The organism is Nesterenkonia aethiopica, assembly GCF_039534665.1.
Taxonomy (GTDB): Bacteria; Actinomycetota; Actinomycetes; order Actinomycetales; family Micrococcaceae; genus Nesterenkonia; species Nesterenkonia aethiopica.
In genome coordinates this window covers 1-24623 of sequence record NZ_BAAAVT010000028.1, presented here as the reverse complement: position 1 = coordinate 24623, position 24623 = coordinate 1, and the positions used below count along the sequence as shown (strand labels likewise).

The 24623-nt window shown below is 70.2% G+C and carries 21 protein-coding genes, 3 tRNA genes and 2 pseudogenes; 18 read left to right on the top strand and 8 right to left on the bottom strand.

Features of this window, described 5'->3' with window-relative positions; genetic code table 11:
* The 7 genes and pseudogenes from ABD658_RS14910 to ABD658_RS14880 form a co-directional block, all read left to right on the top strand.
* Positions 1–101: pseudogene (locus tag ABD658_RS14910) on the top strand (carbohydrate ABC transporter permease); the annotation flags it as partial.
* 136 nt (positions 102–237) lie between these two features.
* Positions 238–1917: an ABC transporter substrate-binding protein gene (locus ABD658_RS14905; RefSeq protein WP_344684131.1), complete on the top strand. Its 1680-nt coding sequence runs from the start codon at positions 238–240 to the stop codon at positions 1915–1917.
* A 203-nt stretch (positions 1918–2120) separates the two neighbouring features.
* Positions 2121–2774, top strand: coding sequence for a hypothetical protein (locus ABD658_RS14900; RefSeq protein ID WP_344684129.1), 654 nt, complete (start codon positions 2121–2123; stop codon positions 2772–2774).
* 97 nt (positions 2775–2871) lie between these two features.
* Positions 2872–2944 (top strand) — tRNA-Glu (locus ABD658_RS14895).
* A gap of 85 nt (positions 2945–3029) precedes the next feature.
* A tRNA-Asp gene (locus ABD658_RS14890) sits at positions 3030–3103 on the top strand.
* A 45-nt stretch (positions 3104–3148) separates the two neighbouring features.
* A tRNA-Phe gene (locus ABD658_RS14885) sits at positions 3149–3224 on the top strand.
* A gap of 149 nt (positions 3225–3373) precedes the next feature.
* On the top strand, positions 3374–4339 hold the full coding sequence (locus ABD658_RS14880; protein ID WP_344684127.1) for a DUF4282 domain-containing protein: 966 nt from the start codon (positions 3374–3376) through the stop codon (positions 4337–4339).
* Positions 4340–4444: 105 nt separating this feature from the next.
* Here the strand turns inward: ABD658_RS14880 and ABD658_RS14875 are convergent, their stop codons facing one another.
* Positions 4445–5248, bottom strand: a complete 804-nt coding sequence (locus tag ABD658_RS14875; RefSeq protein ID WP_344684122.1) for an exodeoxyribonuclease III — start codon at positions 5246–5248, stop codon at positions 4445–4447.
* 51 nt (positions 5249–5299) lie between these two features.
* Positions 5300–6124: an ammonia-dependent NAD(+) synthetase gene (gene nadE, locus ABD658_RS14870; RefSeq protein WP_344684120.1), complete on the bottom strand. Its 825-nt coding sequence runs from the start codon at positions 6122–6124 to the stop codon at positions 5300–5302.
* A 159-nt stretch (positions 6125–6283) separates the two neighbouring features.
* Between nadE and ABD658_RS14865 the strand changes: the two genes are divergently transcribed.
* Both ABD658_RS14865 and ABD658_RS14860 read left to right on the top strand, forming a co-directional pair.
* Positions 6284–7099, top strand: a complete 816-nt coding sequence (locus tag ABD658_RS14865; protein ID WP_344684118.1) for a potassium channel family protein — start codon at positions 6284–6286, stop codon at positions 7097–7099.
* 6 nt (positions 7100–7105) lie between these two features.
* Complete coding sequence (locus tag ABD658_RS14860) at positions 7106–8071, top strand: arsenic resistance protein (RefSeq protein WP_344744926.1); 966 nt, start codon at positions 7106–7108, stop codon at positions 8069–8071.
* Positions 8072–8074: 3 nt separating this feature from the next.
* Here ABD658_RS14860 and ABD658_RS14855 read toward each other — a convergent pair whose 3' ends face one another.
* Positions 8075–9556, bottom strand: coding sequence for a potassium/proton antiporter (locus ABD658_RS14855; protein WP_344684116.1), 1482 nt, complete (start codon positions 9554–9556; stop codon positions 8075–8077).
* Positions 9557–9635: 79 nt separating this feature from the next.
* On the opposite strand from ABD658_RS14855, the gene pyrE reads away from it, so the two are divergent.
* On the top strand, positions 9636–10232 hold the full coding sequence (pyrE, locus tag ABD658_RS14850; protein WP_070158548.1) for an orotate phosphoribosyltransferase: 597 nt from the start codon (positions 9636–9638) through the stop codon (positions 10230–10232).
* A 110-nt stretch (positions 10233–10342) separates the two neighbouring features.
* On the top strand, positions 10343–12013 hold the full coding sequence (locus tag ABD658_RS14845) for a dihydroxyacetone kinase subunit DhaK (RefSeq protein WP_344744923.1): 1671 nt from the start codon (positions 10343–10345) through the stop codon (positions 12011–12013).
* 204 nt (positions 12014–12217) lie between these two features.
* Here the strand turns inward: ABD658_RS14845 and ABD658_RS14840 are convergent, their stop codons facing one another.
* Positions 12218–12571, bottom strand: a complete 354-nt coding sequence (locus ABD658_RS14840; RefSeq protein WP_344684111.1) for an ArsR/SmtB family transcription factor — start codon at positions 12569–12571, stop codon at positions 12218–12220.
* A gap of 134 nt (positions 12572–12705) precedes the next feature.
* Here ABD658_RS14840 and ABD658_RS14835 point away from each other — a divergent pair, with 134 nt between their 5' ends.
* A complete protein-coding gene (locus ABD658_RS14835; protein ID WP_344684109.1) occupies positions 12706–14067 on the top strand; it encodes an FAD-dependent oxidoreductase in 1362 nt (453 codons plus the stop codon).
* A 34-nt stretch (positions 14068–14101) separates the two neighbouring features.
* On the opposite strand, the gene ABD658_RS14830 is transcribed toward ABD658_RS14835, so the two are convergent.
* Both ABD658_RS14830 and ABD658_RS14825 read right to left on the bottom strand, forming a co-directional pair.
* The gene (locus ABD658_RS14830) at positions 14102–14857 is read right to left on the bottom strand and encodes a response regulator (protein WP_344684107.1); all 756 of its coding nucleotides are present in this window, start codon (positions 14855–14857) and stop codon (positions 14102–14104) included.
* Positions 14854–16185 (bottom strand): sensor histidine kinase, encoded by a 1332-nt coding sequence (locus ABD658_RS14825; RefSeq protein WP_344684105.1) that lies wholly within the window; start codon positions 16183–16185, stop codon positions 14854–14856. Before ABD658_RS14825 ends, ABD658_RS14830 begins: the two co-directional genes overlap by 4 nt.
* 116 nt (positions 16186–16301) lie before the next feature.
* Here ABD658_RS14825 and ABD658_RS14820 point away from each other — a divergent pair, with 116 nt between their 5' ends.
* The gene (locus tag ABD658_RS14820; RefSeq protein WP_344684103.1) at positions 16302–17279 is read left to right on the top strand and encodes a GAP family protein; all 978 of its coding nucleotides are present in this window, start codon (positions 16302–16304) and stop codon (positions 17277–17279) included.
* Between the two features lie 27 nt (positions 17280–17306).
* On the opposite strand, the gene ABD658_RS14815 is transcribed toward ABD658_RS14820, so the two are convergent.
* Positions 17307–17657, bottom strand: coding sequence for a MerR family transcriptional regulator (locus ABD658_RS14815; protein ID WP_070158813.1), 351 nt, complete (start codon positions 17655–17657; stop codon positions 17307–17309).
* 281 nt (positions 17658–17938) lie between these two features.
* Here ABD658_RS14815 and ABD658_RS14810 point away from each other — a divergent pair, with 281 nt between their 5' ends.
* Positions 17939–18733 carry a class I SAM-dependent methyltransferase gene (locus ABD658_RS14810; RefSeq protein WP_344684100.1) on the top strand — a complete coding sequence of 265 codons (795 nt, stop codon included), beginning with the start codon at positions 17939–17941 and terminating at the stop codon, positions 18731–18733.
* 49 nt (positions 18734–18782) lie between these two features.
* Here ABD658_RS14810 and ABD658_RS14805 read toward each other — a convergent pair whose 3' ends face one another.
* On the bottom strand, positions 18783–20069 hold the full coding sequence (locus tag ABD658_RS14805) for a MalY/PatB family protein (RefSeq protein ID WP_344684097.1): 1287 nt from the start codon (positions 20067–20069) through the stop codon (positions 18783–18785).
* Between the two features lie 94 nt (positions 20070–20163).
* Between ABD658_RS14805 and ABD658_RS14800 the strand changes: the two genes are divergently transcribed.
* The 4 genes and pseudogenes from ABD658_RS14800 to ABD658_RS14785 all read left to right on the top strand — a co-directional run bounded on the left by ABD658_RS14800 (position 20164) and on the right by ABD658_RS14785 (position 24402).
* On the top strand, positions 20164–20907 hold the full coding sequence (locus ABD658_RS14800; RefSeq protein WP_344684095.1) for a TrmH family RNA methyltransferase: 744 nt from the start codon (positions 20164–20166) through the stop codon (positions 20905–20907).
* Between the two features lie 50 nt (positions 20908–20957).
* Positions 20958–22064, top strand: coding sequence for a serine hydrolase domain-containing protein (locus tag ABD658_RS14795; protein ID WP_344684093.1), 1107 nt, complete (start codon positions 20958–20960; stop codon positions 22062–22064).
* 156 nt (positions 22065–22220) lie between these two features.
* Positions 22221–22796, top strand: a complete 576-nt coding sequence (locus tag ABD658_RS14790) for a hypothetical protein (RefSeq protein ID WP_344684091.1) — start codon at positions 22221–22223, stop codon at positions 22794–22796.
* Positions 22797–22900: 104 nt separating this feature from the next.
* Positions 22901–24402: pseudogene (locus ABD658_RS14785) on the top strand (PepSY-associated TM helix domain-containing protein).
* Positions 24403–24623: the final 221 nt, after the last annotated feature.

Below are 24623 nucleotides of genomic sequence, written 5' to 3'. Positions count from 1 at the left end.
CGGTGACGATGTTGCTGACCACGTTGCCGATCATCTGTCTGTATCCGTTCCTGCAGAAGTATTTCGTGCGGGGGATCATGCTCGGATCCGTCAAACAATGACTCACTCCGTGAGCGCGATGGCCACACCATCTGTGACATCAGCGACGACTTTGAGTTCGACGACTTTGGGTTCTACGACATCCACGACGTCCGGAGTCACATCCTCCGGACGCCACAAGAAAGGAACATTCGCATCATGATGAGGACTTCGACATGTGGAGGACGACGTCGGCGGCTGCCGCTCGCCGCGGCTCTGACGGCAGGGGTTCTGGCGCTGTCGGCCTGCGGCGGCTCAGCAGATGGGGAGCAGGAGGCGGAGGTCGACCTGGATGAGGTCGGCGTCGGAGCCATGGAGAGCTTCGAAGTCGGTGACACCTTCGTGGCGACGGAGCCGGTGGACTTCTCCCTGCTCTACCGGGATCACCCCGAGTATCCGATGCGTTCGGACTGGGCCTTCTTCGAGCACCTCGAGGAGAACAACAACGTCACACTGAGCCCCGAGAACGCGCCGCTGTCCGACTGGAACGAGCGCGTCTCCCTGGTCATCGGTGCCGGCGACGCTCCTGACTTCATCCCCGTGATGTACTCCGGCGGTGAGACGCAGTACGTCGGCGGCGGGGCGCTTCTGCCGGTCAGTGACTATCTGGAGCACATGCCGCACTTCTCCGAGAAGATCGAGAACTGGGATCTGGAGGAGGACATCAACAGCCTCTACCAGGCCGACGGCAAGTTCTATCTGCTGCCGGGGTTGCATGAGTCGACCCAGGACCAGTACTCGGTCGTGGTGCGGTGGGACATCTGGGAAGAGCTGGGCTACGACGAACCCGAGACCTGGGACGAGTTCGAGGAGCAGCTGCGCGGCGTCAAAGAGGCCTACCCGGACATGATCCCCTTCTCTGACCGCTGGCAGCTGGAGTCCACCCTGAGTGTCGCCGGGCCGAACTTCGGCACACAGGCCGGTTGGGGCTACGAAGGTCACTACTGGGATGCGGAGGCCGAGGAGTTCATCTACACGGCCGAACAGGACGAGTACCGGGACCTGTTGGAGTACTTCCACGGACTCATCGAGGAAGGACTCATCGATTCCGAGTCCTTGACCCAGGACGACGACCAGGCGATCCAGAAGTTCGCCTCCGGCCAATCCGCCGTGCTCGGAGGGAACGATCAGGCCGTTGTCACCTACCGCAGCTCGATCGACGAGGTCGGGGATGACGACATGGAGATCCGACAGATCCGTGTGCCTGCCGGGCCCGCGGGGGACATCGCTCCCGGCGGTCAGACCGAGTCCGGACTGGTGATCTCGTCCTCAGTGGCCGAGAAGGAGTACTTCGTCGCGCTGCTGCAGTTCATCGATTGGCTGTACTACTCCGACGAGGGTCTCGAGTTCGCCAAGTGGGGCGTGGAGGGCGAGACCTTCGAGCGCGATGGTGACGAGCGTGTGCTGGTCGACGACATCGACATCCACGGTCTGAACCCTGATGGCGACGAGCACCTCCAGGTCGACTACGGATTCGCCAACGGAGTCTTCATGCCGGCCCACGGCTCCACCACGGAGCTGGTGCAGTCGATGCTGCGGGACGAGGTGGTCGAGTTCCGCGAAGCCATGGCTGAGAAGGATCGGACGCCGGTCGCTCCTGCCGCGCCTCTGGATGAGCTGGAGCTGGAGCGGGTGTCCCTGCTCGCCAACTCCTTGGACGACACGGTGGCCACGGCGACGGCGCAGTTCCTCACCGGGCAGCGCGACCTGGATGACTGGGACTCCTTCGTCAGCGAGCTCCAGGCTCAGGGCACTGCTGAGTATCTCGAGGTATACAACGAGGCCTACCAGCGAGCCCAGGAGGAGATCGACGGCATCGAGGAGGACATGGAGGGCTGATCCTCATGCCCTGGGTTCTGTCCCAGGCGGACCCGCCGGGGCATCCCGGTGACGTCTGAAGCGCCCGCGCCCGGCCCGGCCTTGTGTCGTCGCCGGGCGCGGACGTCGTCCTGGAAGGCCACGTAGGAGATCATGAAAGGTGCAGGGCCAGGGTGCGGAGCCGTCGTCGGCGGCCCGGCAGACAGGGAAGGTGAGAGATGAGCATGAGTGATCCCCAGCGGGAAGGACCGCTGACGCGCGTGACGAATGCGGCCTACCGGATGATCGTCATCGAGATCGCGTTCGTCCTGGCCACTCTGCCCGCGCTCGTCGGGATCCTGTTCTTGGCGCAGGATCCGAGCAACATCCCGCTCTATGGGCTCTTCGCCATGGCCTTCGGTCCGGCCATCACCGCCGGTGTGTACGCGTGGCGGGCGGACGTGGACGTCATCCCGTGGCTGCGGTACTGGAAGGGGTGGGTGGACGGGCTTCGGCAGTCGCTCATCGTGTGGGTGCCGGCGGTGGCCTTCGCCACGCTGGTGGCCTTCAACGCGGCGTTCGCTCAGGTGTCGGCTGCGATCCTTCTGGCGGGCGCGGTCGTGGCGGGCGCCGTCGTCGTCTTCGGGGTTGCGATGCTGGTGATCATCGCGACCTTCGACTTCCGGACGCGGGACCTGTTCCGCGTCGTGATGTACGGGGTGGCCTCCGCGCCCCTGGCCGCGCTGGGGGTGCTGAGCCTGTTCCTCGTGGTCGGGGCAGTGGTGGTGATGTGGTCCGACTGGGTCGCGGTGCTGCTGGCCTCCCCGCTGCTGTGGCTGCTGGCACTCACTGCTCGGCCCATGCTGGTGCAGATCCGGCAGGACCTCGTCTCTCCGTGAGGTGATCTCCGTCATGTCACGGCAGGGGGTCTCTGAGTGCGATTTGCCGCTCGACGCGGCGAGCGCCTAGAATTCCTAGGGTCCCCCGCGGGATCATGCCCCCATCGTCTAGCGGCCTAGGACACCGCCCTTTCACGGCGGCGGCACGGGTTCGAATCCCGTTGGGGGTACGGCGAGGCTCCGATTTGTAGCCGCGCGAGAAGCTCTGATAGAGTTTCTAACCGTGCCAAGCGGCACGGACAACTCAAGAAGCAAGGCCCAGTGGCGCAGTTGGTTAGCGCGCCACCCTGTCACGGTGGAGGTCGCGGGTTCAAGTCCCGTCTGGGTCGCTCCAGCTCTCGGAGGAGAGTGAAGTCATCTTGTGATGGCGCCCCGGCTCTGTAGCTCAGTTGGTAGAGCGTTCGACTGAAAATCGAAAGGTCACCGGATCGACGCCGGTCGGAGCCACCACCCGAAACCCCCGCTTCCGGCGGGGGTTTCGTCGTGTCTGGGGTCCGTATGACGCGCCCCGGCCTCAGCTCCGCCGAGACATCGACTGCTGAGCGCTGACTCGTATAGGTTGTGAAGTGAATGACGCGACGCAGACCTCAGGAGGCGCTATGACGCAGCAGCCCGGACACCCCGGCCCCGACGACCACCACGACCAGAACGGGGAGCAGGCCTCTGAGGGCACCCCCGAGCAGTACGGCGAGCAGCCGACCCAGCCGTACCCGGAATCCGGCTTCCCCGGCGCGCAGGAGCCCACTCCGGAGCCCACCGCCGACGCCACCTCCGGAGCCTCTGGCTCCTCGGCCTCCGAGACCGGCCAGCCCTTCGACCAGCAGCTGCCTCCTGAGCAGCAACCTCAGCCGGGCTATGGGCAGAACCCCTACGAGGGGCAGCACCCGAACCACTACGACGCCGCCCAGCACGGTCAAGGGTACGACCCGCACCAGCAGGGCCACCCCGGCGCGCAGCAGGGCTATGGACAGCCCGCCCAGGAGGGGCACGGTGCCTACGAGCAGCCCCAGCCGGGCTACTACGGCCAGCAGGCCGCCGCTGACCAGCAGGCCCAGTCCGCCGCCTCGGCGCAGCCCGCCTACGGCTACGGCCAGCAGCCCGACCCTTACGCCCATCAGCCCGGCTACGGGCAGCAGCAGTACGGCGGCCAGCCCTATGGGCAGCAGTACGAGCAGCAGTACCAGCAGCAGTATGCCCAGCAGCCCGGCGGGGCCCCGGCGCCGGCCGGTCGCCCGAACACGGTGGAGGGCAAGGGCTTCTTCGGTGCGCTGTTCGACTTCAGCTTCCAGAGCTTCGTCTCGGTGAAGTTCGCCAAGTTCATCTACATCATCCTGCTGGCGTTCCTGGGCCTGGCCTGGTTGGTGTCCATCATCGCCGGATTCGGCGTGGATGCGATCGCGGGCCTGCTGGCCCTGCTGCTGGGCTGGATCCCCCTGGTGATCTACCTGATCCTGTTCCGCGTGACCCTCGAATTCATCATCTCGATGGTCCGCACCTCGCAGAACACCGCCGGTGTGCGCACGGAGCTGGAGGACCTGCGACAGGACCTCCGCGACCGGTCCTGAGCACTGAGTCTCTGGACGACGACGGCGCCCGCCCCCTCGACGGGGGGCGGGCGCCGTCGTCGTCTGCTGTGATGCCCGGAGCGGATGCGGCCCCGGGTGCGGGCGTCAGCGCAGATCCACCACGACCGGCGCGTGGTCCGAGGCGCCCTTGCCCTTGCGTTCCTCACGGTCGATGAACGCCGAGTCCACGCGTTCGGCCAGGGCCGGGCTGGCGAGCACGAAGTCGATGCGCATGCCCTCCTTCTTCGGGAAGCGGAGCTTCGTGTAGTCCCAGTAGGTGTACACGCCCGGCCCCGGGGTGTGGGGCCGCACGACGTCGGCATAGCCGGCCTCCAGGAAACCGCGGAACGCCTCGCGCTCCGGCTCGGAGACATGGGTCAGCCCCTCGGCACGGAAGTAATCGATGTCCCAGACGTCGTCGTCCTGCGGTGCGATGTTCCAGTCGCCCATCAGCGCCACCTCGGCCTGCGGGTCATCGGTCAGCCAGGTCTCGGCATGCTCCCGCAGCTGGTGCAGCCAGGCGAGCTTGTAGACCATGTGCTCGTCCTCCAGGGCCCGGCCGTTGGGGACGTAGAGGCTCCAGATGCGGACGCCGTCACAGGTGGCGGCGATCGCCCGCGCCTCCTGTATGGGGTCCTTGCCGCCCTTGCCGAAGGCGGGCTGGTCCGGGAAGGTCCGTTCGACCTCGGTCATCCCCACCCGAGAGGCGATGGCCACCCCGTTCCACTGGTTCAGCCCGAAATGGGCGACGTCATAGCCGTTGTGCTCGAAGACCTCCCAAGGGAAGTTGTCATCCTTGCACTTGGTCTCCTGGATGGCGAGGACGTCCACGTCCGTACGGTCCAGCCAGGCCTCCACCCGGTCAGCCCGGGCGCGCATCGAGTTCACATTCCAGGTCGCGATTCTCACGGAGGTCACGCTATCAGCCGCGCGGTCCGTGCCTCGCGGCCCGGTGCCAGATCAGCTGTGCCACCAGGTGTCTTGGATGGTCACCGGCAGAGTGCGCTTGTGCCGGGTGGCCAGGTAGCGCCGCTCGATCGTCTCGGCGACGTCCTCCGGGACCTCGCGGCCCTCCAGGTAGTCGTCGATGTCGTCGTAGCTCATGCCCAGCTCGGTCTCGTCCAGCTGGCCCGGGTTCTCATCCAGCAGGTCAGCGGTGGGGGCCTTCGACCACAGGCCCTCGTCTGCTCCCAGATGCTTCAGGATCTGGCGGACCTGACGCTTGTTCAAGGTGAACAGGGGCAGGACGTCGGCGCCGCCGTCGCCGTGCTTGGTGAAGAAGCCCGTGATGGACTCCGCTGCGTGATCGGTGCCGACCACCAGGCCCCCGTGCTCGCCGGCTATCGCATACTGGGCGGTCATCCGCAGGCGGGCTTTGACGTTGCCGCGGTGATAGTCCTCCATGGGTCTGCCCATCGCTTCGGCGTAGGCGGCGTCAAGACCGGCCACGGCCTTCTCGATGTTGACCGTGTGGACATGGTCCGGGCCGATGAACTCCACGGCGCGGGCGGCGTCGTCCTCATCATGCTGGACCCCATGGGGCAGTCGGACCGCATGGAACCGGACCTCATGGCCAGCATCCCGCAGCCTCTCGGCCGCCCGCTGGGCCAGCGCTCCGGCCAGTGTGGAGTCCACGCCGCCGGAGATCCCCAGCGCCAGGGAGCGGCCGCGGGCGCTGAGCAGGTAGTCCGCTAGGAATCTGACCCGGCGCTCGACCTCCTCTGCGGGGTCGATCTCGGGCTTGACGCCCATCTCAGTGATGATCGCAGTCTGCAGCTCACGCATGCCGCCGAGTCTACCGAGCCGCGTGTCACAGGCATATGACGGCTCGGAGGGAGGTCCGGAAGGCCCCGGTCAGGGGCCGGAGACGCGTCATCAGGGGCCGTTAGGGTGGGTCCCAGCAGCTGAGCAGCGTACGGACGTCGCAGAGGGGAGACATCCACGATGGTCTCAGGACAGGAGCCGCCGGAGGACAGCGCCGGCCCGGACCACAGGCATCAGGCGGGCCGGTCCGCCCAGGGGCCGCCCCACACGGACCGCCCGGAGAACCCTCCATACGACCGATGGCAGAAGGCCACGGAATGGCCCATGGCCGGCGCGGCGATCGTCTTCGTGGTGGTCTACTCCTACGCGGTCATCGGGAACCTTCGGGGCCCGGAGATGTTCTGGCCGGAGCTGGTCATGCTGGTCATCTGGGTCCTGTTCGCCGTGCACTACGCCGTCAGCCTCGCGCTGGTCCGGGACCGGCGTCGTTGGTTCTTCACCCACCTGCATGAGCTGGCGATGGTGCTGCTGCCGTTCCTACGCCCTCTGCACCTGCTGCGGCTCATCACCGTGCTCTCCGTACTGCAACGCACCGCAGGCCGCGCTCTGCGCGGCAAGGTCACCCTCTACGTCTCCACCACATCGGCCATCCTGGTCCTCATCGCCGCCCTGGGCGTCCTCGACGCGGAGCAGAACGAGCCCGGAAGCAACATCGTCTCCTTCGGCGACGCCATCTGGTGGTCGATCGTCACCATCACCACCGTCGGCTACGGGGACCACTACCCGGTCACCGACCTGGGCCGGATGATCGCCGTCGGCCTGATGATCGCCGGCATCGCGCTGATCGGCTCCGTGACCGCCACTCTGGCCTCCTGGTTCGTGGACATGGTCAAAGAGGCCACGCTCGCGGCCGAGCAGCAGGAGGCGGACGTGCAGGAGGACATCGAGCAGAAGGCCGCCGCGGCTCATCGAGACTACGACTCCGAGAGCGGCTGAACGCGGGTGGAGACCGGACGGCTGACGTGGGCGGAACGGCTTCAGGGTCTGGTCGTGGCCGGGGCGGCCCTGCTGGGGCTGAGCCTCGGCGCGGCGGACCAGATCTCCGCGTTCGGCGAGTACATCGTGCTGCCGGCCCTGCTCGTGATGCTCACCGCGGTCTTCGTCCAGATCGACGTCGGCAGTGTGGGTGACGTCCGCCGCGCCCGGCGACTCGTGGGGGCCAGCCTCGTGACGAACTATCTCTTCACGCCCCTGGTCGCCTGGGCGCTCGGAGCCGGGCTGCTGGGCGCCCAGCCTGACCTGCGCATCGGGCTGCTGCTCCTGCTGGTCACCCCCTGCACCGACTGGTACCTGGTGTTCACCGCGCTGGCCCGCGGGCACACCGGCATCGCCGTCGCCCTGCTGCCGGTGAACCTGATCCTCCAGCTGGTGCTGCTGCCCGTCTACGTGCTGCTCCTGGGCGGTGAGGCGGCACCTGTGGAGGCAGGGGTGCTGGTGGAGGCCGTGGCCGTGGTGCTGCTGCCGCCGCTGGTCGCGGCGACGATCCTCCGGTGTGCGGCGGGCAGGGTGGGCGGAGCCTCGGCCCGCCGCCGACTCGATCGTGGGGCCTCTCGGGTCACGCTGCCGCTGCTGTGCCTGGCCGTGGGCGCCATGTTCGCCTGGCAGGCGGAGACGGTCTGGACGGCGGGCCCGACGTTGCTGATGCTGCTCCCGCCGCTTCTGGCGTGGTTCGTCCTGATGCCGCTGATCGCCACCGTGGTCTCCCGGCTGCTGGGGCTGCCGGGAGAGCAGCGGGTGACGCTGACGATGGTCACCGTGGCGCGGAACTCTCCCATCGCCCTGGGCATCGCCGTGGCGGCCTTCCCCGACCAGCCGCTCATCGCGCTGGCCCTGGTGGTCGGCCCGCTCATCGAGCTGCCAGTACTGGCGATGCTGGCGCCGCTGGTACGGCCGCGCGGCTCCCGGTGAGGGTCACGTTCCCTGGTCAGGGTCCTTCGTCTGCAGCCCGCGGAAGTAGGCCTCCACGTTCGCCCGGTGCTCAGCCGGCGCGACGACCAGCAGCTCGTCATACAGCTGGAGGGCGGTGCGCCCATCGGGCACGAACGCCGAGCCGGCGCGGATGACCAGCGAGATGTCGGCGCTCTCCGGAAGATCCAGGTGCTTCAGCGGCATGCCCTCCAGAGCGCAGTGTCCGGTCAGCTTCACCTTCACGAGGTCCGCTCGCTGCTCGTCCAGCGGAGCGGGCTCCAGGGTCACCGCGGTGGCCGCCGTGTCCTCGACGAGCCCCAACCGTCGGGCCACCCACGGCAGGGAGGGGGCCTGGATCGCCGTGTAGGCGATGACGAAGACCAGGACGACGTCGAACAGCCTGTCCGCATCCTCCATCTGGGCGGCCATCGGGACAGTGGCCAGAATGATGGGCACCGCCCCGCGCAGCCCCGCCCACGAGAGGAACGCCTGCTCTCGCCAGGGCACCCGGAACCAGACGGCGCAGAGGACCACCGCCACCGGGCGCACCACGAACGTCAGGAAGAGTCCGGCGGTGAAGCCCAGCAGGACGACATCCCAGGTGATCCGGCTGGGGCTGGCAAGCAGCCCGAGCATCACGAACAGGCCGATCTGAGCCAGCCAGCCCGTTCCTTCGGCGAAGGCCTGCGTGGCGCGTCGATGGGGGAGCCTCCCGTTGCCCAGCACCATGGCGCAGATGTAGACGGCGGCGAACCCGGAGACGCTGATCTGGGTGGCGATGCCGTAGGCCAGTACGGCCCAGGCCAGCGCAGCCAGGGGATAGAGGCCGGCGGCAGGAAGGGCGAAGCGGCGCAGGACGAACACTCCCAGCGCCCCCAGCATCACGCCCAGCACGATGCCGCCCACCAGCTGCCCCAGGATCAGCAGCGCCACACCGGGGATGCCGCCCGGCTGGGGCGCCCCGACGGCGGCCGCTGTGGCCGCCGCGACGATCAGCACGGTCGGAGCATCGTTGAGCCCCGACTCGCCTTCGAGGGCGGACCGCACGCGGGCAGGCAGGGGGATGCCACGCAGGACCGAGAAGACGGCGGCGGCGTCTGTGCCCGCATTCACGGCGCCGAAGAGCAGGGCCAGGAGCAGGGGAAGGCCGAGCGCGTAGTGGCCGATGAGGGTCATCAGCCCGATGGTGACCACGACGCCGACGCTGGCCAGGACCGCGGAGAGTCCGATCGTGGGCCGGATGTCCTCCCATTTCGTGCTGAGCCCACCTTCCGCCAGGATCAGCGTCAGCGCGGCATAGCCGAGCCCCTGGGCGATGACGGCGTCGTCGAACTGGAGCCCGACTCCCGACTCGCCCAGGATGATGCCGACCAGCAGGAACAGCAGCAGCGCGGGAAGACCCAACCTCGTGCCCACCCGCACTCCGCCGATGGCGACCAGCAGGACGAGCGGTGCGAGCAGCATGAAGGGGTTGATGAGGTCCATGGCTTCCATTGTTTCAGGCCGCCGACCTGGAGCTCCGTGGGGTACTGGTCAGCGGAGCCGCCACCAGTAGGATGGCCCCATGATCTCCAGCACCACCGGCAGCAGCACGGACGTGTCCACTCCCAGCGCCGAGCGCCGTCGGCTCAAGCAGCTCATCAGTGAGCTCGCCGTCGTCCGCGGGAAGGTGACCCTCTCCTCCGGCAAGGAGGCCGACTACTACATCGACCTGCGCCGCATCACGCTCCACCATGAGGCCTCGCGCCTGGTGGGCCGGGTCATGATGCGCCTGCTCGACGACGCCGGCATCGACTACGTGGCCGCCGGCGGTCTGACCATGGGGGCGGACCCGGTGGCCACCGCCATCATGCACGCCGCCCACGAGCAGGGCCGGGCCGTGGATGCCTTCGTGGTGCGCAAGGCCCAGAAGTCCTACGGCATGGGCCGGCAGGTGGAGGGCCCGAACGTGGAGGGCCGGAAGGTCGTGGTCCTGGAGGACACCTCTACTACGGGCGGCTCCGCGCTGACCGCTGTGGAGGGAGTGCGCAACGCCGGCGGCCTGGTGCAGGCAGTGGCGGTCATCGTGGACCGCGACACCGGCGCCCGGGAACACATCGAGGACTCCGCCGGGGTGCCGTACCTCTTCGCGTACTCCAAGTCCGACCTCGGACTCGACTGACCTCCTCCCGACGACGCTCCTGCCCGGGCGGCTCGTGAACGGGTCGCGGTCCAGCGGCGACGCGCGGGAGGCATGAGGAACTGACGGACCACTCTGGATGGAGGAAGACCGTGGCCTTCTACAACTCCCGCGCGCACCTGGTGCCTGAGATGCTCTCCGGCCTGCTGTCCACCGCCGAGATCGATCGGCTCGGCACCTCGGACGGCACCGCCGTGCTCGTCCGCCGCGGGCATGATCCGCAGGCCGGGGTCGCCGTGATCAGCGGCGGCGGCTCCGGGCATGAACCGGCCCATGCCGGGTTCCTCGGCGACGGCATGCTCGCCGCCGCCGTCCCCGGCTCACTGTTCGCCTCCCCGCCGGTCAGCGCCGTGTTGGAGGCGATCCGGGCGGTCACCGGGCCGGCCGGCTGTGTGCTGATCATCAAGAACTACACCGGCGACCGGCTCAACTTCGGCCTGGCCGCCGAGCGGGCCCGCGAGGAAGGCCTGGACGTGCGTACCGTCCTGGTGGCCGACGACGTCTCCCTGCCGGAGATCGAGCAGCCCCGCGGGCTGGCCGGCACCGTGCTGGTGCACAAGGTCGCCGGCCATCTGGCGGCCGCCGGGGCCTCCGTGGAGCAGGTGGCCGAGGCCGCGCAGCGGATCGCCGACGGTCTGCGCACCATCGGACTGGCCCTCACCCCGGCCACCCTGCCCGGCGAGGACACGGAGCCCACCCGCGGGGCGGAGCTGGGGCTGGGCATCCACAACGAGCCGGGCGCCCGGGAGGTCGACGTCGACGGCGCCGCCGGTGCGGTGCAACAGGTGCTCGACGCCCTCGATGCCGATGAGTTCGTCCGCACGTCCGAGCACGGGGTGGTCGCTGTGCTCAACGACCTGGGCGGCTGCTCCCCGCAGGAGGGTCTGGTGCTGACCCATGAGCTGCTCGACCGGCTCGGCCGCGACGCCGTCACCCGCCTGCTGGGGCCCGCCCGCCTGATGACCTCCCTGGACATGCACGGCTTCTCCGTGACCCTCGCCCCGGCCAGCGAGGAGCTGGTCGCCGCGCTGGACGCCCCGACGACGGCGCCCGGCTGGGTGCGGCCCAGCAGGCCGTGCGCCCCGCAGAGGGTTCCGGGCGTGGGTGTGGCCACCGGCGAGGTGGCCGCTGTGGTCGCCGAGGCCTCGCCGCGCACCCAGGACGGACGCCTGGAGGACGCCGTGGCCGCGGCCTGCCGGACCCTGGAGTCCGCGCAGCGGGAGCTCGACGAGCTGGACCGTGCCGCCGGGGACGCCGACGCCGGCACCACATTCGCCGCCGGGGCGCAGGCGGTGCGCGGGCTGGTGGAGTCCGGGGACCTCGGCTTCGACGACCCGGCCGCCGCGATGCGCCGGATCGCCCGCACTCTGGAGACCGCGATGGGCGGCTCCTCCGGGGTGCTGCTGGCCATCCTCGCCACCGCCGCCGGACGCAGCCTCGAGACTGACGGCCGGGCGGACTGGTCCGGCGCGCTCGCCGAGGGGATCGCCGCAGTGCAGCACCATGGCGGCGCCGCCGAAGGGGACCGCACCATGCTGGATGCGCTGATCCCCGCCCAACGGGCGCTCGCCGAGGGTGACGGCGTCGTGGTCCCCGCGGCGGTGGCTCAGGCGGCCGCAGCAGGTGCCGGGGCGACGGCGACCCTCACTGCGCGCGCGGGCCGGGCGGCCTATGTGCCGGACTCAGCCACTCAGGGCTCCCCGGATGCAGGGGCCGCCGCCGTCGCGAAGCTGGTGCGAGCACTGGCGGATTCGCTCAGCTGACCGGAACAGGCGGGGTCCCGGTGCGTCGAGGGGTCATTCTCCCGTGCGACATCCCTGTCATGACGCGCGTCAGCGAGCGGGCAAGCGCCGGAATGTGACTCCTCGTCCCTCAGGCGTGGGGCGTGGCCCATGGATGGGCGGGCTCAAGGATGGGCGGGCTCAAGGATGGGCGGGCTCAAGGGTGGATGACGCCCAGGGGCAGGATCACGCCGCAGTCTCCCGTCGGCGGCGAAGAAGGGACCCGAATTCATCGAGCGCGGGGCGCTGGACCGCGAAGTACGCCCAGCGGCCGCGCTGGGTGCGGGTGAGCAGCCCGGCCTCGACGAGGATCTTCAGGTGGTGAGAGACCGTGGGCTGGGACAGTCCCAGCGGTGCGGTGAGGTCGCAGACGCAGGCTTCGCCGTCCTCGGTGTGCTCGATCAGGGACAGCAGCCGCAGCCGCACGGGATCCGCCACGGCTTTGAACACGGCGGCCAGGGGTTCGGCCTCCTCGGTGGTCAGCGGGCCCTGGAAGGTGGGCAGGCAGCAGGCGCTGTCGGCCGGTGTCGAGGTGCTCATGGAGTCATCGTAGCTCACGTATTGACGAATTTCGATGAGTGGTCCTAGAGTCTCTCGTATCGAATCTTGTCTATGTATCCTGGTGCCACGTCGGCTCCAGATGACGCCGACCCTGAGGAGACCCCATGCAACAGATGACCAGCACCGCTCCCTCTGCTCCCTCCGCTGCAGACGCGCTGCCGGTCGCGGTCATCGGTGCCGGCCCGGTGGGTCTCGCCGCCGCGGCCCACCTGCTGGAGCACGGGCCCGAGCCGCTGATCCTGGAGGCCGGCGACGACGTCGGCGCCGCCATCCGGCAGTGGGGCCACATCCGACTGTTCTCGCCGTGGCGCTACGACCTCGACTCCGCCTCCACTCGCCTGCTGGAAGCCGCTGGTTGGGAGCAGCCGCGGCCCACCGCGCTGCCCTGGGGGCGGGAGATCGTGGAGGACTACCTGGAACCGCTGGCCCAGGTGCCCGCCATCCGTGACCGTCTGCGCACACGCTCCCGCGTGGTGGCCGTGACCCGCGGATCCCGGGACAAGACCCATGTCCGGGGTCGTGAAGGTGAGCCGTTCGTCCTGCGCGTCCGGCGGCGCACCGAGGCCGGACTGCAGGTCGACGAGGTCCGCGCTCGGGCCGTCATCGACGCCACCGGCACCTGGAGCGCCCCCAATCCGCTCGGCGCGGCCGGGCTGCCGGCGCTCGGGGAAGACGCACCCGGCGTCGTGCCGCACCTGACGGGAGCTCTGCCAGATGCGCTCGGTGAGGAGCGGCAGCGGTTCGCCGGCCGGCACACGCTGGTGGTCGGTGCCGGGCACAGTGCGACCAACACGCTGCTGAACCTCGCCCAGCTCGCCCGGGAGGAGCCCGGCACCCAGGTCCACTGGGCGATCCGCGGGCAGGACCCTGGCCGGACCTACGGCGGGCGCGACGCGGACGGCTTGCCGGCCCGCGGAATGCTCGGCACCCGGCTGCAGCGCGCGGTCGAATCCGGCGCCGTCCAGCTGCACGCGCAGGCGTCGGTCTCTGCGCTGCGTCCGGTCGAGGACGGGAAGGGGCACGGCGTCGTCGTCACCGTCGGTGATGGCGACTCGGCCCGCGAACTCACGGTGGACACCGTGGTGGCGGCCACCGGATTCCGCCCCGAGCTGGACATGCTGCGCGAGCTGCGCCTGGAGCTCGACCCCGCCGTGGAGGCGCCGGTGCGCCTGGCGCCGCTCATCGACCCGGAGATCCACTCCTGCGGCACGGTCCCCGCCCACGGGGCAGACGTCCTGGCCCACCCCGAGGGTGGGTTCTTCCTGGCCGGCATGAAGTCCTACGGGCGAGCGCCGACGTTCCTGCTGGCCACCGGCTATGAGCAGGTCAGGTCCATCGCCGCGCACCTGGCCGGCGACGACGCCGTCGCCCGCGATCTGACTCTTCCGGAGACCGGGGTCTGCTCGGTGGCGGCGCCCGAGCCGGAGCTGATCGGCGTCCCCACCGGGGTGGCGCACGGTCGCACCGGGGACTGACGTGGGTCCGACGCATCAGGCGCAGCCCCTCCGGTCAGGTGAGGCCCGCCTCCCGGGCGTGGATCGCGGCCTGCATCCGCGAGCTCAGGTGCAGCTTCGCCAGCACGCTGGAGACATGCGTCTTCACCGTGGCCAGGCTGATCATCAGCTCCTCGGCGATCTGCGCGTTGGAGAGCCCGCGGCCGAGCGCTCGCAGGACGTCGAGCTCCCGCGGGGTGAGCTCCCCGAACGCTCTCTCGGTGCCGTCGGCGACACTCGCGGGGGATCCCGGCGACCTGCCGGATGCGCTGGCGGTGACGGCGTCCGTTCCTGTGACCGGTGCGCCCTCGTCGGCCACGAACGTGCGCAGCAGCCGGCGCGTGACCTCCGGTGCGATGACGCCGTCTCCGGCGGCGATGCGACGGATCGCGTCCAGCAGTTCCTGCGGGTCGGCGGACTTCAGCAGGAACCCGGCGGCCCCGGCCCGTAGGGCGCCGAACACCACCTCGTCCAGGTCGAAGGTCGTCAGCATCAGCACCTCTCCGGTGCTGGCCTGGGCGATCTGTCGTGTGGCGGCGATGCCGTCGGTGCCCGGCATCCGTGCGTCCATGATGACCACGTCCGGGCGCAGGGACTGTGCCTGCTGCACGGCGACGGCACCGTCGGCGGCCTCACCGATCACCTCGATGTCCGCCGCTGTCTCCAGCAGCAGTCGCAGCCCGGCCCGGATGCTGGGGTGGTCATCGGCGAGCAGCACGCGGACGGGCGGCGTTTCGTCGTCGGCGTGCGGGGTGGGGAAGGGCATGCTCATCGTCTCCGTCCTCGGGGAAGGTCTGCCGTCAGCACCCAGAGGTCCCCGTCGCGGCCCGCCTGAAGCGTGCCGCCGGCCTGGGCGAGCCGTTCCCGCATGGTGATGATCCCCGTGCCGGTGGCCAGTGCCGGGGAAGGTCCTCTGCCGACAGGGGCGTCTGGCACGCCGTTGGTCACTCGCAGGCGCATCTGGTGTGGAGTCTCGCTGAACTCCACCCGAGCTGAGCCGTCCCCGTGGGCCGCGGCATTGGTCAGCGCCTCCTGCAGCACCCGGGAGAGGACTCCTCGGATGCCGGAGCGGGTCGGCTCGTCCCCGCGCGGAACCTCGCCGGAGACCTGCAGCGACAGGCCGCGGCTGCGGGCGACCTCCACCACGTGCTCGAGGGACGGCGGAGCCAGCAGCTCGGAGCTCTGGGCGTCGCGGCTCTGGGCGTCGCGGCCCTCCGGGACGCCCTCGGGGGACTCGGCGTCCTGGCCACGCAGCAGGTTCACCATGGTCCGCAGGTCCTCCAGGGCGGTGACGGACGTCCGCCGCACCTCCTCGAGGGCGCGGCGGTCTCGGTCCTGGTCAGGGGAGCCGGCAAGCGCCGCCCCGGAGTGCAGGGCGATGGCCGAGACATGCGAGGAGATCACATCGTGGAGCTCGCGGGCCATCCGCTGGCGTTCCGCGGCCACCGCCCGGCGCCGGTCCAGCTCATGCACCCGCACCAGCGCCGCGTGCCGTTCCGCGTCGAGCCGGTCCCGTTCAGCGGCGAGCGGCCCCAGGGGATATCCCCGGCGGACCTCCACGGACCACCACAGCGGAAGCAGCAGGACGCTGCCGATCAGCAGCGTCGCGGAGACCGCCGTGCCGGCGTCCCCGTCGGCCGCGAACAGCACGACGCCGCCGGCGAGCATCAGGGCTGCGAACACCCCCGCCAGCCAGGACAGGGAGCGGCGTCCTCCGCGCAGGCCGAAGAAGTAGATGAGGTCGGCCAGGCACAGCCAGATCCCGACGCTTCCACCGATGGCCAGATCGGCCAGTACGCAGAGGCCTCCCGCCAGCAGCGCCGTCAGGGGCGCCGCCGGCTTGACGATCATCGCTGCGCCGATCACGGCCAGTGGCCCCAGATGCCACCACCAGACGGGGCCCGGTCCGAGGGAGTCCAGCCACGGCGTGGGCAGCAGACCCCGCAACTGGACCGCCAGCAGCCCGAGGGCGGCCGCCAGCGTCACGACGGTCTGGACCTGATCGCGGCGCCGCAGAGGGTCCGGCCAGGTGGGCCGTCGACCCCGGGGAGGCGGACTGCCGTCGTCGGAGGCCCTGCGCAGGCCGGGGGAGGAGTCCATGACGCCATCTCACCACAGCGCGGGCGCCTGGTCCTCCGACCAAAGTCTGAGGAGCGGGTCAGGGTTCAGCCCTTCGGCCGATGCGCAGGGCGCGGGGCCAGGGCAGGGTGTCAGGTATGAGCACCACAGACATCCTCATGCCGGTCCTGGACAGCACCTGGTCTGCTGTGAGCCTCTCGGACCTCAGCGGCGAGCTGCCCACCGACGGGCTCGGTGCCGGACTGTGGGGGATCCTCGCCGTGCTGGCCCTGATCGACTCCACCACCTTCGGCACGCTGCTGATCCCGGTCTGGCTGCTGATGGCGCCGGGGCGGCTGCGCGCCGGACGGGTGCTCGTCTACCTGGGTGTGGTGGCCGCCGGCTATGCCGTCATCGGTGTGGTCCTGCTGGCCAGCCTGACCTTCTTCGGGGACGGGCTGCTGAGCTGGTTCGCTGAGGTCCGCGGCACGCCGGTGTTCCTCCTGGGGCAGGCGCTGCTGGGCGCCGCCCTGCTGGCGTACAGCTTCCACCTGGACCCGATGACCAGGGCGGGCAAGGCGCGGAAGGCTCGCCGCGAGCAGGCACGGGGCTCCGCCGGCCGGGTGACTCGGTGGCGTGCCCGGGTGTTGGGCACGGAGGTCTCGCCGGCCCCCGAGACGGTGACATCACCGCGGGCGCAGACCGCCGCCGCGCCGTCGTCCGGACAGGCTGGCCCGTCCGCGTCGGAGTCCGCGTCGGAGTCGGCGTCGGCGTCGACGTCGACATCCGCGGTCCGACCGGCCGGGGTGGGTGCGCTCGTGGGGCTGGGGCTGCTGGCCGTGCTGCTGGAGATCGGCACGGTGCTGCCGTACCTGGCGGGCATCGGGATGGTCGCCGCGACGGGTCCGCAGTGGCCGGCGTCAACCGTGATGATCCTCTTCTACTGCCTGATCATGGTGCTTCCGGCGCTGGCGCTGCTGGGCGGACGCCTCGTGGCCCAGCGGGCTCTGCAGGGCCCGCTGGAGAAGCTCGAGGGGTGGCTCAGCCGTCACGCGGCGGGCATGGTCGCCTGGGTGGTGGGCGGCGTCGGGGTGCTGCTGCTGATCAACGCCCTGGGATCGCTCGACGTGCTCTGAGCGGACCCAGGCCAGGGGCTCCGCGGTTCACAGCTGGCGCAGAGAGTCCAGCAACTCGTCGGCCTGGCGCAGATTCCGGGCCAGCTTCTCCCGGCGTTCCGCCAGCTCCTCCTGCAGGGTGGCCAACCGCCCTCTGGCCTGGTCATCCTCCGGGGAGGCGGTGACGGCGTCGATGGCCTCCAGCGCCCTGGTGATCTCGTCGAGCGAATAGCCCAGCGGCTTCAACGTGCGGGCCACCAGCAGGCGTTCGAGATCCGTGGCGGTGTAGACGCGGAATCCGCCCTCGGTGCGGGAGGCCGGCAGGAGGCCGACGTCGTCGTAGTGGCGGATGGTGCGGTGGGAGAGGCCGGTCTTCTCGGCGAGTTCCCCGATGTGCATGGTCGACTTCGCGGGGGAGTCCGTGCCGGCGGCAGGGACGTGCGCCTCCGATGCGTCATCTCGTGTCCTGCCGCGGTCATGCATCGGGATCCGCCTCCGTCCGGCCAGCTGTCAGGTCCTGTCACGGCGTGCGCGTCGCCGGCCCGCCGGATGCACCGCGTCACGGGACTTTCGAGGGCCCAGTCTATGTGGCCTGCCGCGTGGTGCGCCGGTCTCGTTCTGCCCACTGACGGTATGCCGCTCCGCTGACGTCGGCAGCGCAGGTCCCGTACGCTCGTGCCATGCCTGATCAGCCCGACGCCCTGTTCGCTGATCCGCGCCTGGCCGCGGTCTATGACGCGCTCGACCCGGACCGTGGGGACCTCGACGAGTATGAGGCCGCCGTCGCCGCACTGGAGGCCCAGAGGGTCCTGGACATCGGGTGCGGCACCGGAGTGCTGGCACGTCGACTGGCCCACCGGGGGATGCAGGTGATCGGCCTGGACCCTGCCGCGGCCTCGATCGCGGTGGCACGCAGCCGCCCCGGGGCCGAGCGGGTGCAGTGGGTGACCGGCACGGTGGCCGCCCTGGAGGCGGCTGATCTGCCGGCAGAGGTCGTCGCGATGCTCCCGGTGGACGCCGTGACCATGAGCGCCAACGTCGCTCAGGTGTTCACAGACGACGCGGAGTGGTCCGCAGTGCTGGCAGCGGCGCACCGCGCGATGCCTCCCGGAGGGCTGCTGGTCTTCGAGGCCCGTCGGCGAGAGGCCCGTGCCTGGGAGTCCTGGACTCCGGAGCAGTCTCGCACCCGGGCTGATGTGCCGGGGGTGGGCGCGGTGGAGCGCTGGGTGGAGGTGGTCGACGTCGTCGGCGACGGCGAGCTGGTCACCTTCGATCAGCCCACCGTGTTCCTCGATGAGAAGACTGGCGCCCCGCTCGACGACGGCACCCGGTGGGAGTCCCGCTCCACTTTGCGGTTCCGCACCCGGGAGGAGATCGAGGGATCGCTGGAGACGGCAGGCTTCACCGTGGACGTGCTGGACCTGGCGTACGCGCCGGGCTGCGGGTGGCTGTATCTGGCTCGGCGCCGCCCGTGAGCCGGGACGGAGCTTCGCCCGGTCGGTTCCGGACCCGGCGCCGGGATCCTCAGCTCAGCGCCCGCCCGATCCGTGTCACCGCCTCGGTGAGGATCTCCTGCGACGTCGCCATGTTCAGCCGAGCGTGGCCTGCCCCGCCGTCACCGAAGGGGTTCCCCGCGGTCAGCGCGACTCCGGCCCGCGCCAGCAGCGCCCTGGCGGGGCCGCGGATCGGTGCCTCGGCGCCTGCGGCCGCGACGTCGTCCTCGGCCCCGGCCAGCGCGGTCGCCCGGAAGTCCAGCCACGCCAGATAGGTGGCCTGCGGCGGAGTCCACCGCACCTGCGGCGCATGCTCGGCCAGCAGCTCACCCAGCAGCGTCCGGTTGGCGCGCAGGCCGTCCAGCAACGCGTCCAGCCACGGCTCGCCGTGGGCGAAGGCGGCAGTGTGCGCGAGCGCGCCCACATGGCTGGGTCCGTGCGCGACGATGTCCGGCAGCCGCCGCAGGTCCGCGACGGCGTCGTGTCCCGCGATCATCACCGCCGCCTTCAGCCCGGCCAGGTTCCAGCCCTTCGAGGCGGACATCAGACTGATGCCCCGCGGATCCACGGACAGGTACGGCGTGAAGCGGACCGGGGCGCCGTCGGAGTCTGCACCGGCGACGCCGGGATCGCCGGGGTCAGGTGTCGAGCCGAGGACCAGCGGGGCGTGGATCTCATCGGCGACCACCCGAAGTCCGTGCCGGTCGGCGAGCTCCGCCAGCTGCTCGAGCTCGGCGCGGGTGTGCACCACGCCGGTCGGGTTGTGCGGATTCGCCAGCAGGAACACCGGGGAGGTCGAGGTGCGGGCGGCCTCCGCGAAGGTCTCCTCCAGCGCGGCCGGGTCGAGCCGTCCTGCCGGGTCCAGTGGGGTCTGCACCACTCGCCGGCCTGCCTCGGCGGGGTACTGGTAGAACGGCGGGTACACCGGGGAGGCGACGACGACGGCGTCGCCGGGTGTGCTGATCAGCTTCAGCGCCTCGGTGATCCCGCGCATCACATCCGGGACCGTGCTGGTGTGCGCGACATCCAGGCTCCACCCCCAGCGGCGCTCGGCGAATCCGGCCAGCGCCTCCGCATAGCCGCGGCCGGCGGGGTATCCGGTGTCGCCGCGATCGATGATGCCGCGCAGCGCGTCGGCGATCGGTTCGGCCAGGGGGACGTCCATCTCCGCCACCCAGAGCGGCAGAACACCGCCGCCGAAGGCTCGCCACTTGGCGCTGCGCCGGGTGCGCAGGTCCGCCAGCGAGAGCCGCTCCAGCGGATTGGGCGGGAACGACGGACGAGTGCGGGACTCGATGTGCGGGGTGCTCTGAGCCATAGGGCCGAGCCTACGTCGAGGCTCGGGGGTGAGGGGAGGGGCGACGAGTCCCGTGGGCGGTGCGGCCGGGGCCGGCTCCGGTAGCCTCGTGCGCATGGATGACGCGCCCCGCCCCCGCCCGGATGCCACGCCCACCGCAGCAGGCGGGACGTCAGGGGGCCAGGCGGCCGGTGCTCGCGAATCAGGCGCTCGCGCATCTGCCGCCCGGGCCGCCGATGCGAACGATCCCGATGCCCGCGAGGTCGGCGTCGGGCCCTGGGAGGGGCCCTGGCCCGAGGGGGAGCACTGGGACCCGGAGCTGCTGCGTGACGGGGACCTGCGCAATGTGGTGGACCGGTACCGCTACTGGCGCCATGAGGCGATCGTCGCCGATCTGGACACCCGCCGACACGGGTTCCACGTGGCCATCGAGAACTGGCAGCACGACTTCAACATCGGCACGGTGGTGCGCACGGCCAACGCCTTCCTGGCCGCCGAGGTGCACATCATCGGCCGACGCCGGTGGAACCGCCGGGGCGCGATGGTCACCGACCGGTACCAGCACGTCCGTCACCACGCCACCGTGGAGGAGTTCGTCGCCTGGGCGAAGGAGGAGGGGCTGCCGGTGCTGGGCGTGGACCTCTTTCCGGAGTCCGTGCCGCTGGAGACCTACGACCTGCCGCGGGAGTGTGTGATGGTCTTCGGGCAGGAGGGCCCGGGTCTCAGTGAGCAGATGCGGGCCGCCGCCGAGGCGACCCTGTCCATCGCGCAGTTCGGCTCCACCCGGTCGATCAACGCCGGCACTGCCGCCGGCATCGCGATGCACGACTGGATCCGCCAGCACGCCCAGCTGGAGTAGATCGGCGCTAGGATGGGCGGCACCGACGCCCTCCGACGACAGGGGCCTCCGTGTCCGATTCCCTGCACGAGCTCCTCGTCCGTCACGTCGACGCCGGGACGATGCCCGGCGCCGTCGGCACCTACGGCGACGAGTATGAGCCGTTCAGCGTCGGCCTCGATGCTCCGGGCGGGGCTCCTCTGGGAGTCGACACGATCTTCCGCATCCAGTCGATGACGAAGGTCGTCATCGCCGTGGCGACGCTGCGACTGGTGCAGGACGGGGAGATCGCCCTCGACGATCCGATCGCCGCCTGGCTGCCGGAGCTGGCCGAGCCGCGCGTGCTCGCCCATCCTGATGCTCCGCTGGAGGATGCGCAGCCTGCCCGTGGGCCGATCACGGTGCGTCATCTGCTCACGAATCAGTCCGGCTGCGGGATCATGACCACCGATTCCCCACTGAAGCAGGCGATGGTCGACGCGGAGGTGGAGGCAGGTGCCGAACCTGTCGCACTGGGCGCTCAGGACTGGCTCGACGCGCTCGCGCCCCTGCCGCTGGCGTTCGAACCCGGCGAGGGGTGGCGTTATCACCACTCCTTCGGGCTGCTCGGTATTCTGCTCGGACGTCTCGGCCGCGGCAGCACTGACGAGGTGCTCGCCGAGACCGTGTTCACCCCTGCAGGTATGACGGACACCGGCTTCACGGTGCCCACTGACCAGGTGCACCGTCTGCCGGCCGTGTTCCAGCGCGGCGCTGAGGGCTTCGAGCGGTGTGAGCCGGCGGCAGCTGGTTTCTATGCCGCACCAGCGCCTTTCGATGTGAGCCACTCCGAGCTGGTGTCGACCCTGGCGGACTACCATGCGTTCCTCAGCGCGCTGCGTGACGGCCGGGTGATCAGCCCTGACCTGCGGGACGAGCTGTGCCGGGATCAGGTGGATGAGGGCGCGAAGGCCTCGGACAGCTTCTTCCCGGGATTCTGGGAGGGCACCGGGTGGGGCTACGGGGTGTCCGTGGTGACGGAGGGGCCGCATCATGGTCGGTTCGGCTGGTCCGGCGGGCTCGGCACTGACTTCTTCGTCGACCCCGATGGCAGGATCTGCCTGGTCATGATGCAGGTGGCCATGGACGAGCGCGTGTTCGCTCTGCTCGGAGAGCTGCGGGGCATTGAAGGGGCGTAACGTCTGAGTCGGCGCCGGGTCCTGGCGATGGATCCGGCAGTCATGCTTCCCCGGCTTCTGACCGATGTGATGTGATGGCATCAACGACGTCCAGGGGAGGCGCAGGTGGTGCATGCGGTCAGCGGGTCAGGGGCTCACCGGTTCTCTGCCTGTCCGATGTCACCGGTCCGCCGGCTCGTCCGCGGATCAGGGGTTGCCCTGGTCTCGGTGGGCGGAGCGGCCCTGGCTCATGTGGCCGCCGGGCATCATGCCCCGCACTGGGTGGTGCTCCTTCTCGCGCTGGCGGTGAGCACTCCACTCGGTGTCGCGCTCACATGGGTGCGGAACAGCCGGCTCCGCCTGCTGATGGCCGTACTGCTGAGCCAGGCCGTCCTGCACGGCCTCTACACGATGTTCCCTGCTCGCCCTGGCGGCGCGGATCTCGCCGCCGGCACCGGTGTCGGCTCTGAATCAGCCCATATCTCCGCGATGCCGGACTCTCCGATGGCGGCCGCTCACCTGCTTGCGGCTCTCTTCGCCTATGAGTTCCTGCGTCGCGGTGAGGTGTTCATGGATTCGCTGAGAGAGCTCCTGGACATCGGCCTGGTGCTCCTGCTGATCCTCGCCACACCGCTCATCCCCGCCCGCCCGATGCGGCGGTTGTCCCTGGGCGTGGATCGAACTCGTCTGTCTGATCAGTGGTCGGGCCGCAGCTCGCGGACCCTGCGTGGTCCGCCGGCTCTGGCTGCCTGACCCGTCCACGGTGCGACGCCCGAGGGTCGCACCAGCCTGTGCGTCCCGCTGGTCGGGGCCCATGGGTCGAGCCCGGATCCGATCGACCTTTCACGGAGACAGGCATGACACTCTTGACTCAGAACCCGGAGGCGCCGCGTCCTCCGGCCAGGGAACCCCGCCATTGGCTGCCTGCTCTGCTGCGCCGCCTGCATTTCTACGCAGGGATCCTCGTAGGGCCGTTCATCCTGGTCGTTGCCGTGACCGGGGCGCTCTACGCCTTCTCGCCGCAGCTGGAGCGGGCCGCCTACGCAGATCTGCTGGAGGCGCCGTCGTCGAGCGAGGAGCGGCTGCCCCTGGAGGACCAGGTGGGGCCGCCCAGGTGGCACGGGGAGGAGACACCGTCCCCTCGGCGGTGCGCCCTGCGCCAGAGCTCGGTGATACGACGCGCGTCATGTTCGCAGCCGATGACGGAGCCGACGGGCATGAGGCGGAGCCCGTGGCGGTCTTCGTCGATCCCGCCACGGGTGAGGTGCTGGGAGAGGACCACGTCTACGGCACGAGCGGCTCGCTGCCACTGCGCACCGACATCGCCCAGGCGCATCGGCATCTCTTCCTCGGCGACTGGGGACGGATCTACAGCGAACTGGCGGCGTCCTGGCTCGCCGTCATCGTGCTGGCCGGTGTGGGCCTGTGGGCGGTGCGGTGGCGGGCGCTCCGCGCCTCCCGCAGATCGAGACGGCAGCTCCTGCTGCCCGGTCGCACGGGTCCTGGGTACCGCCGGACCCGCTCCTGGCATGCCGCCCTGGGGATCTGGCTTGCGGCCGGCGGGCTGTTCCTGGCCGCCACGGGAATCACCTGGTCCACCTACGGCGGGGCGAATGTGGCAGATCTGCGGCAGACGCTCAACTGGCAGACCCCCGCAGTGGAGACGGGCCTCAACGATGCCGCGCACACCGACGACGAGCACGCAGGCCATGAGCACCACGGTGGTCACCACAGCGCATCGGATGAGGTCGACGTCGACCCTGCCGCCATCGATCACGTACTCCACGCCGCTCAGAAGGCCGGATTCACCTCCACGCACGTGGAGATCACCCTGCCGACTGGGGCGGAACAGGCCTGGAGCCTGGAGGACGTGTCCATGCGTCTGCCGGCGCCGGAGCTGCAGGCAGTGGCCGTGGACGCCGGGTCCATGCAGGTCACCGATGCGCTGCGCTTCGACGACTACCCGTTCGTCGCGCAGCTGGCCCAGTGGGGCATCTGGCTCCACATGGGGACGCTGTTCGGGCTGCCGAATCAGCTCATGCTGTTCGCCCTGTCCCTCGGCCTGGTGGTGATGGTGATCTGGGGCTACCTCATGTGGTGGCAACGGCGCCCACGGCATGGTGAGCGCGCCATGGGTCCGGCACCTGCTCCCGGGGCGCTGCGCCGAGCTCCCTGGTGGGGCGTGGGCCTCACCGTCGGCTCAGCGGCGCTCGTAGCTTGGTTCCTGCCGGTGCTGGGGGTGAGCCTGGTGGCGTTCGTCCTCGGGGACGTGCTCTGGCAGGCGCATCTGCGCCGACGGTCCCGCCAGGAAGTGGACAGGCGGGAATCAACGGTGAGTGAGTCATCGGTGAGTGAGTGAGCGGGGGACGAGCGATCCGTGGCGCGGTCGCGATGGCGGCGTCGCCCGGTCCATTCCGCCGGGTTCCTTCCGTCGGATCGCTTCCGGGCACTTCCCCTCATGTCATTCGAACATTCCCTTAACAGGCTCATCGCAGATGAAGGTGTAGCAGGGGTCTGAATCCTCCGGTGTCCAGCAGCGCTCGGGTGATGTAGTTGGCCAGGTTCCGGAACCCCAGAGCA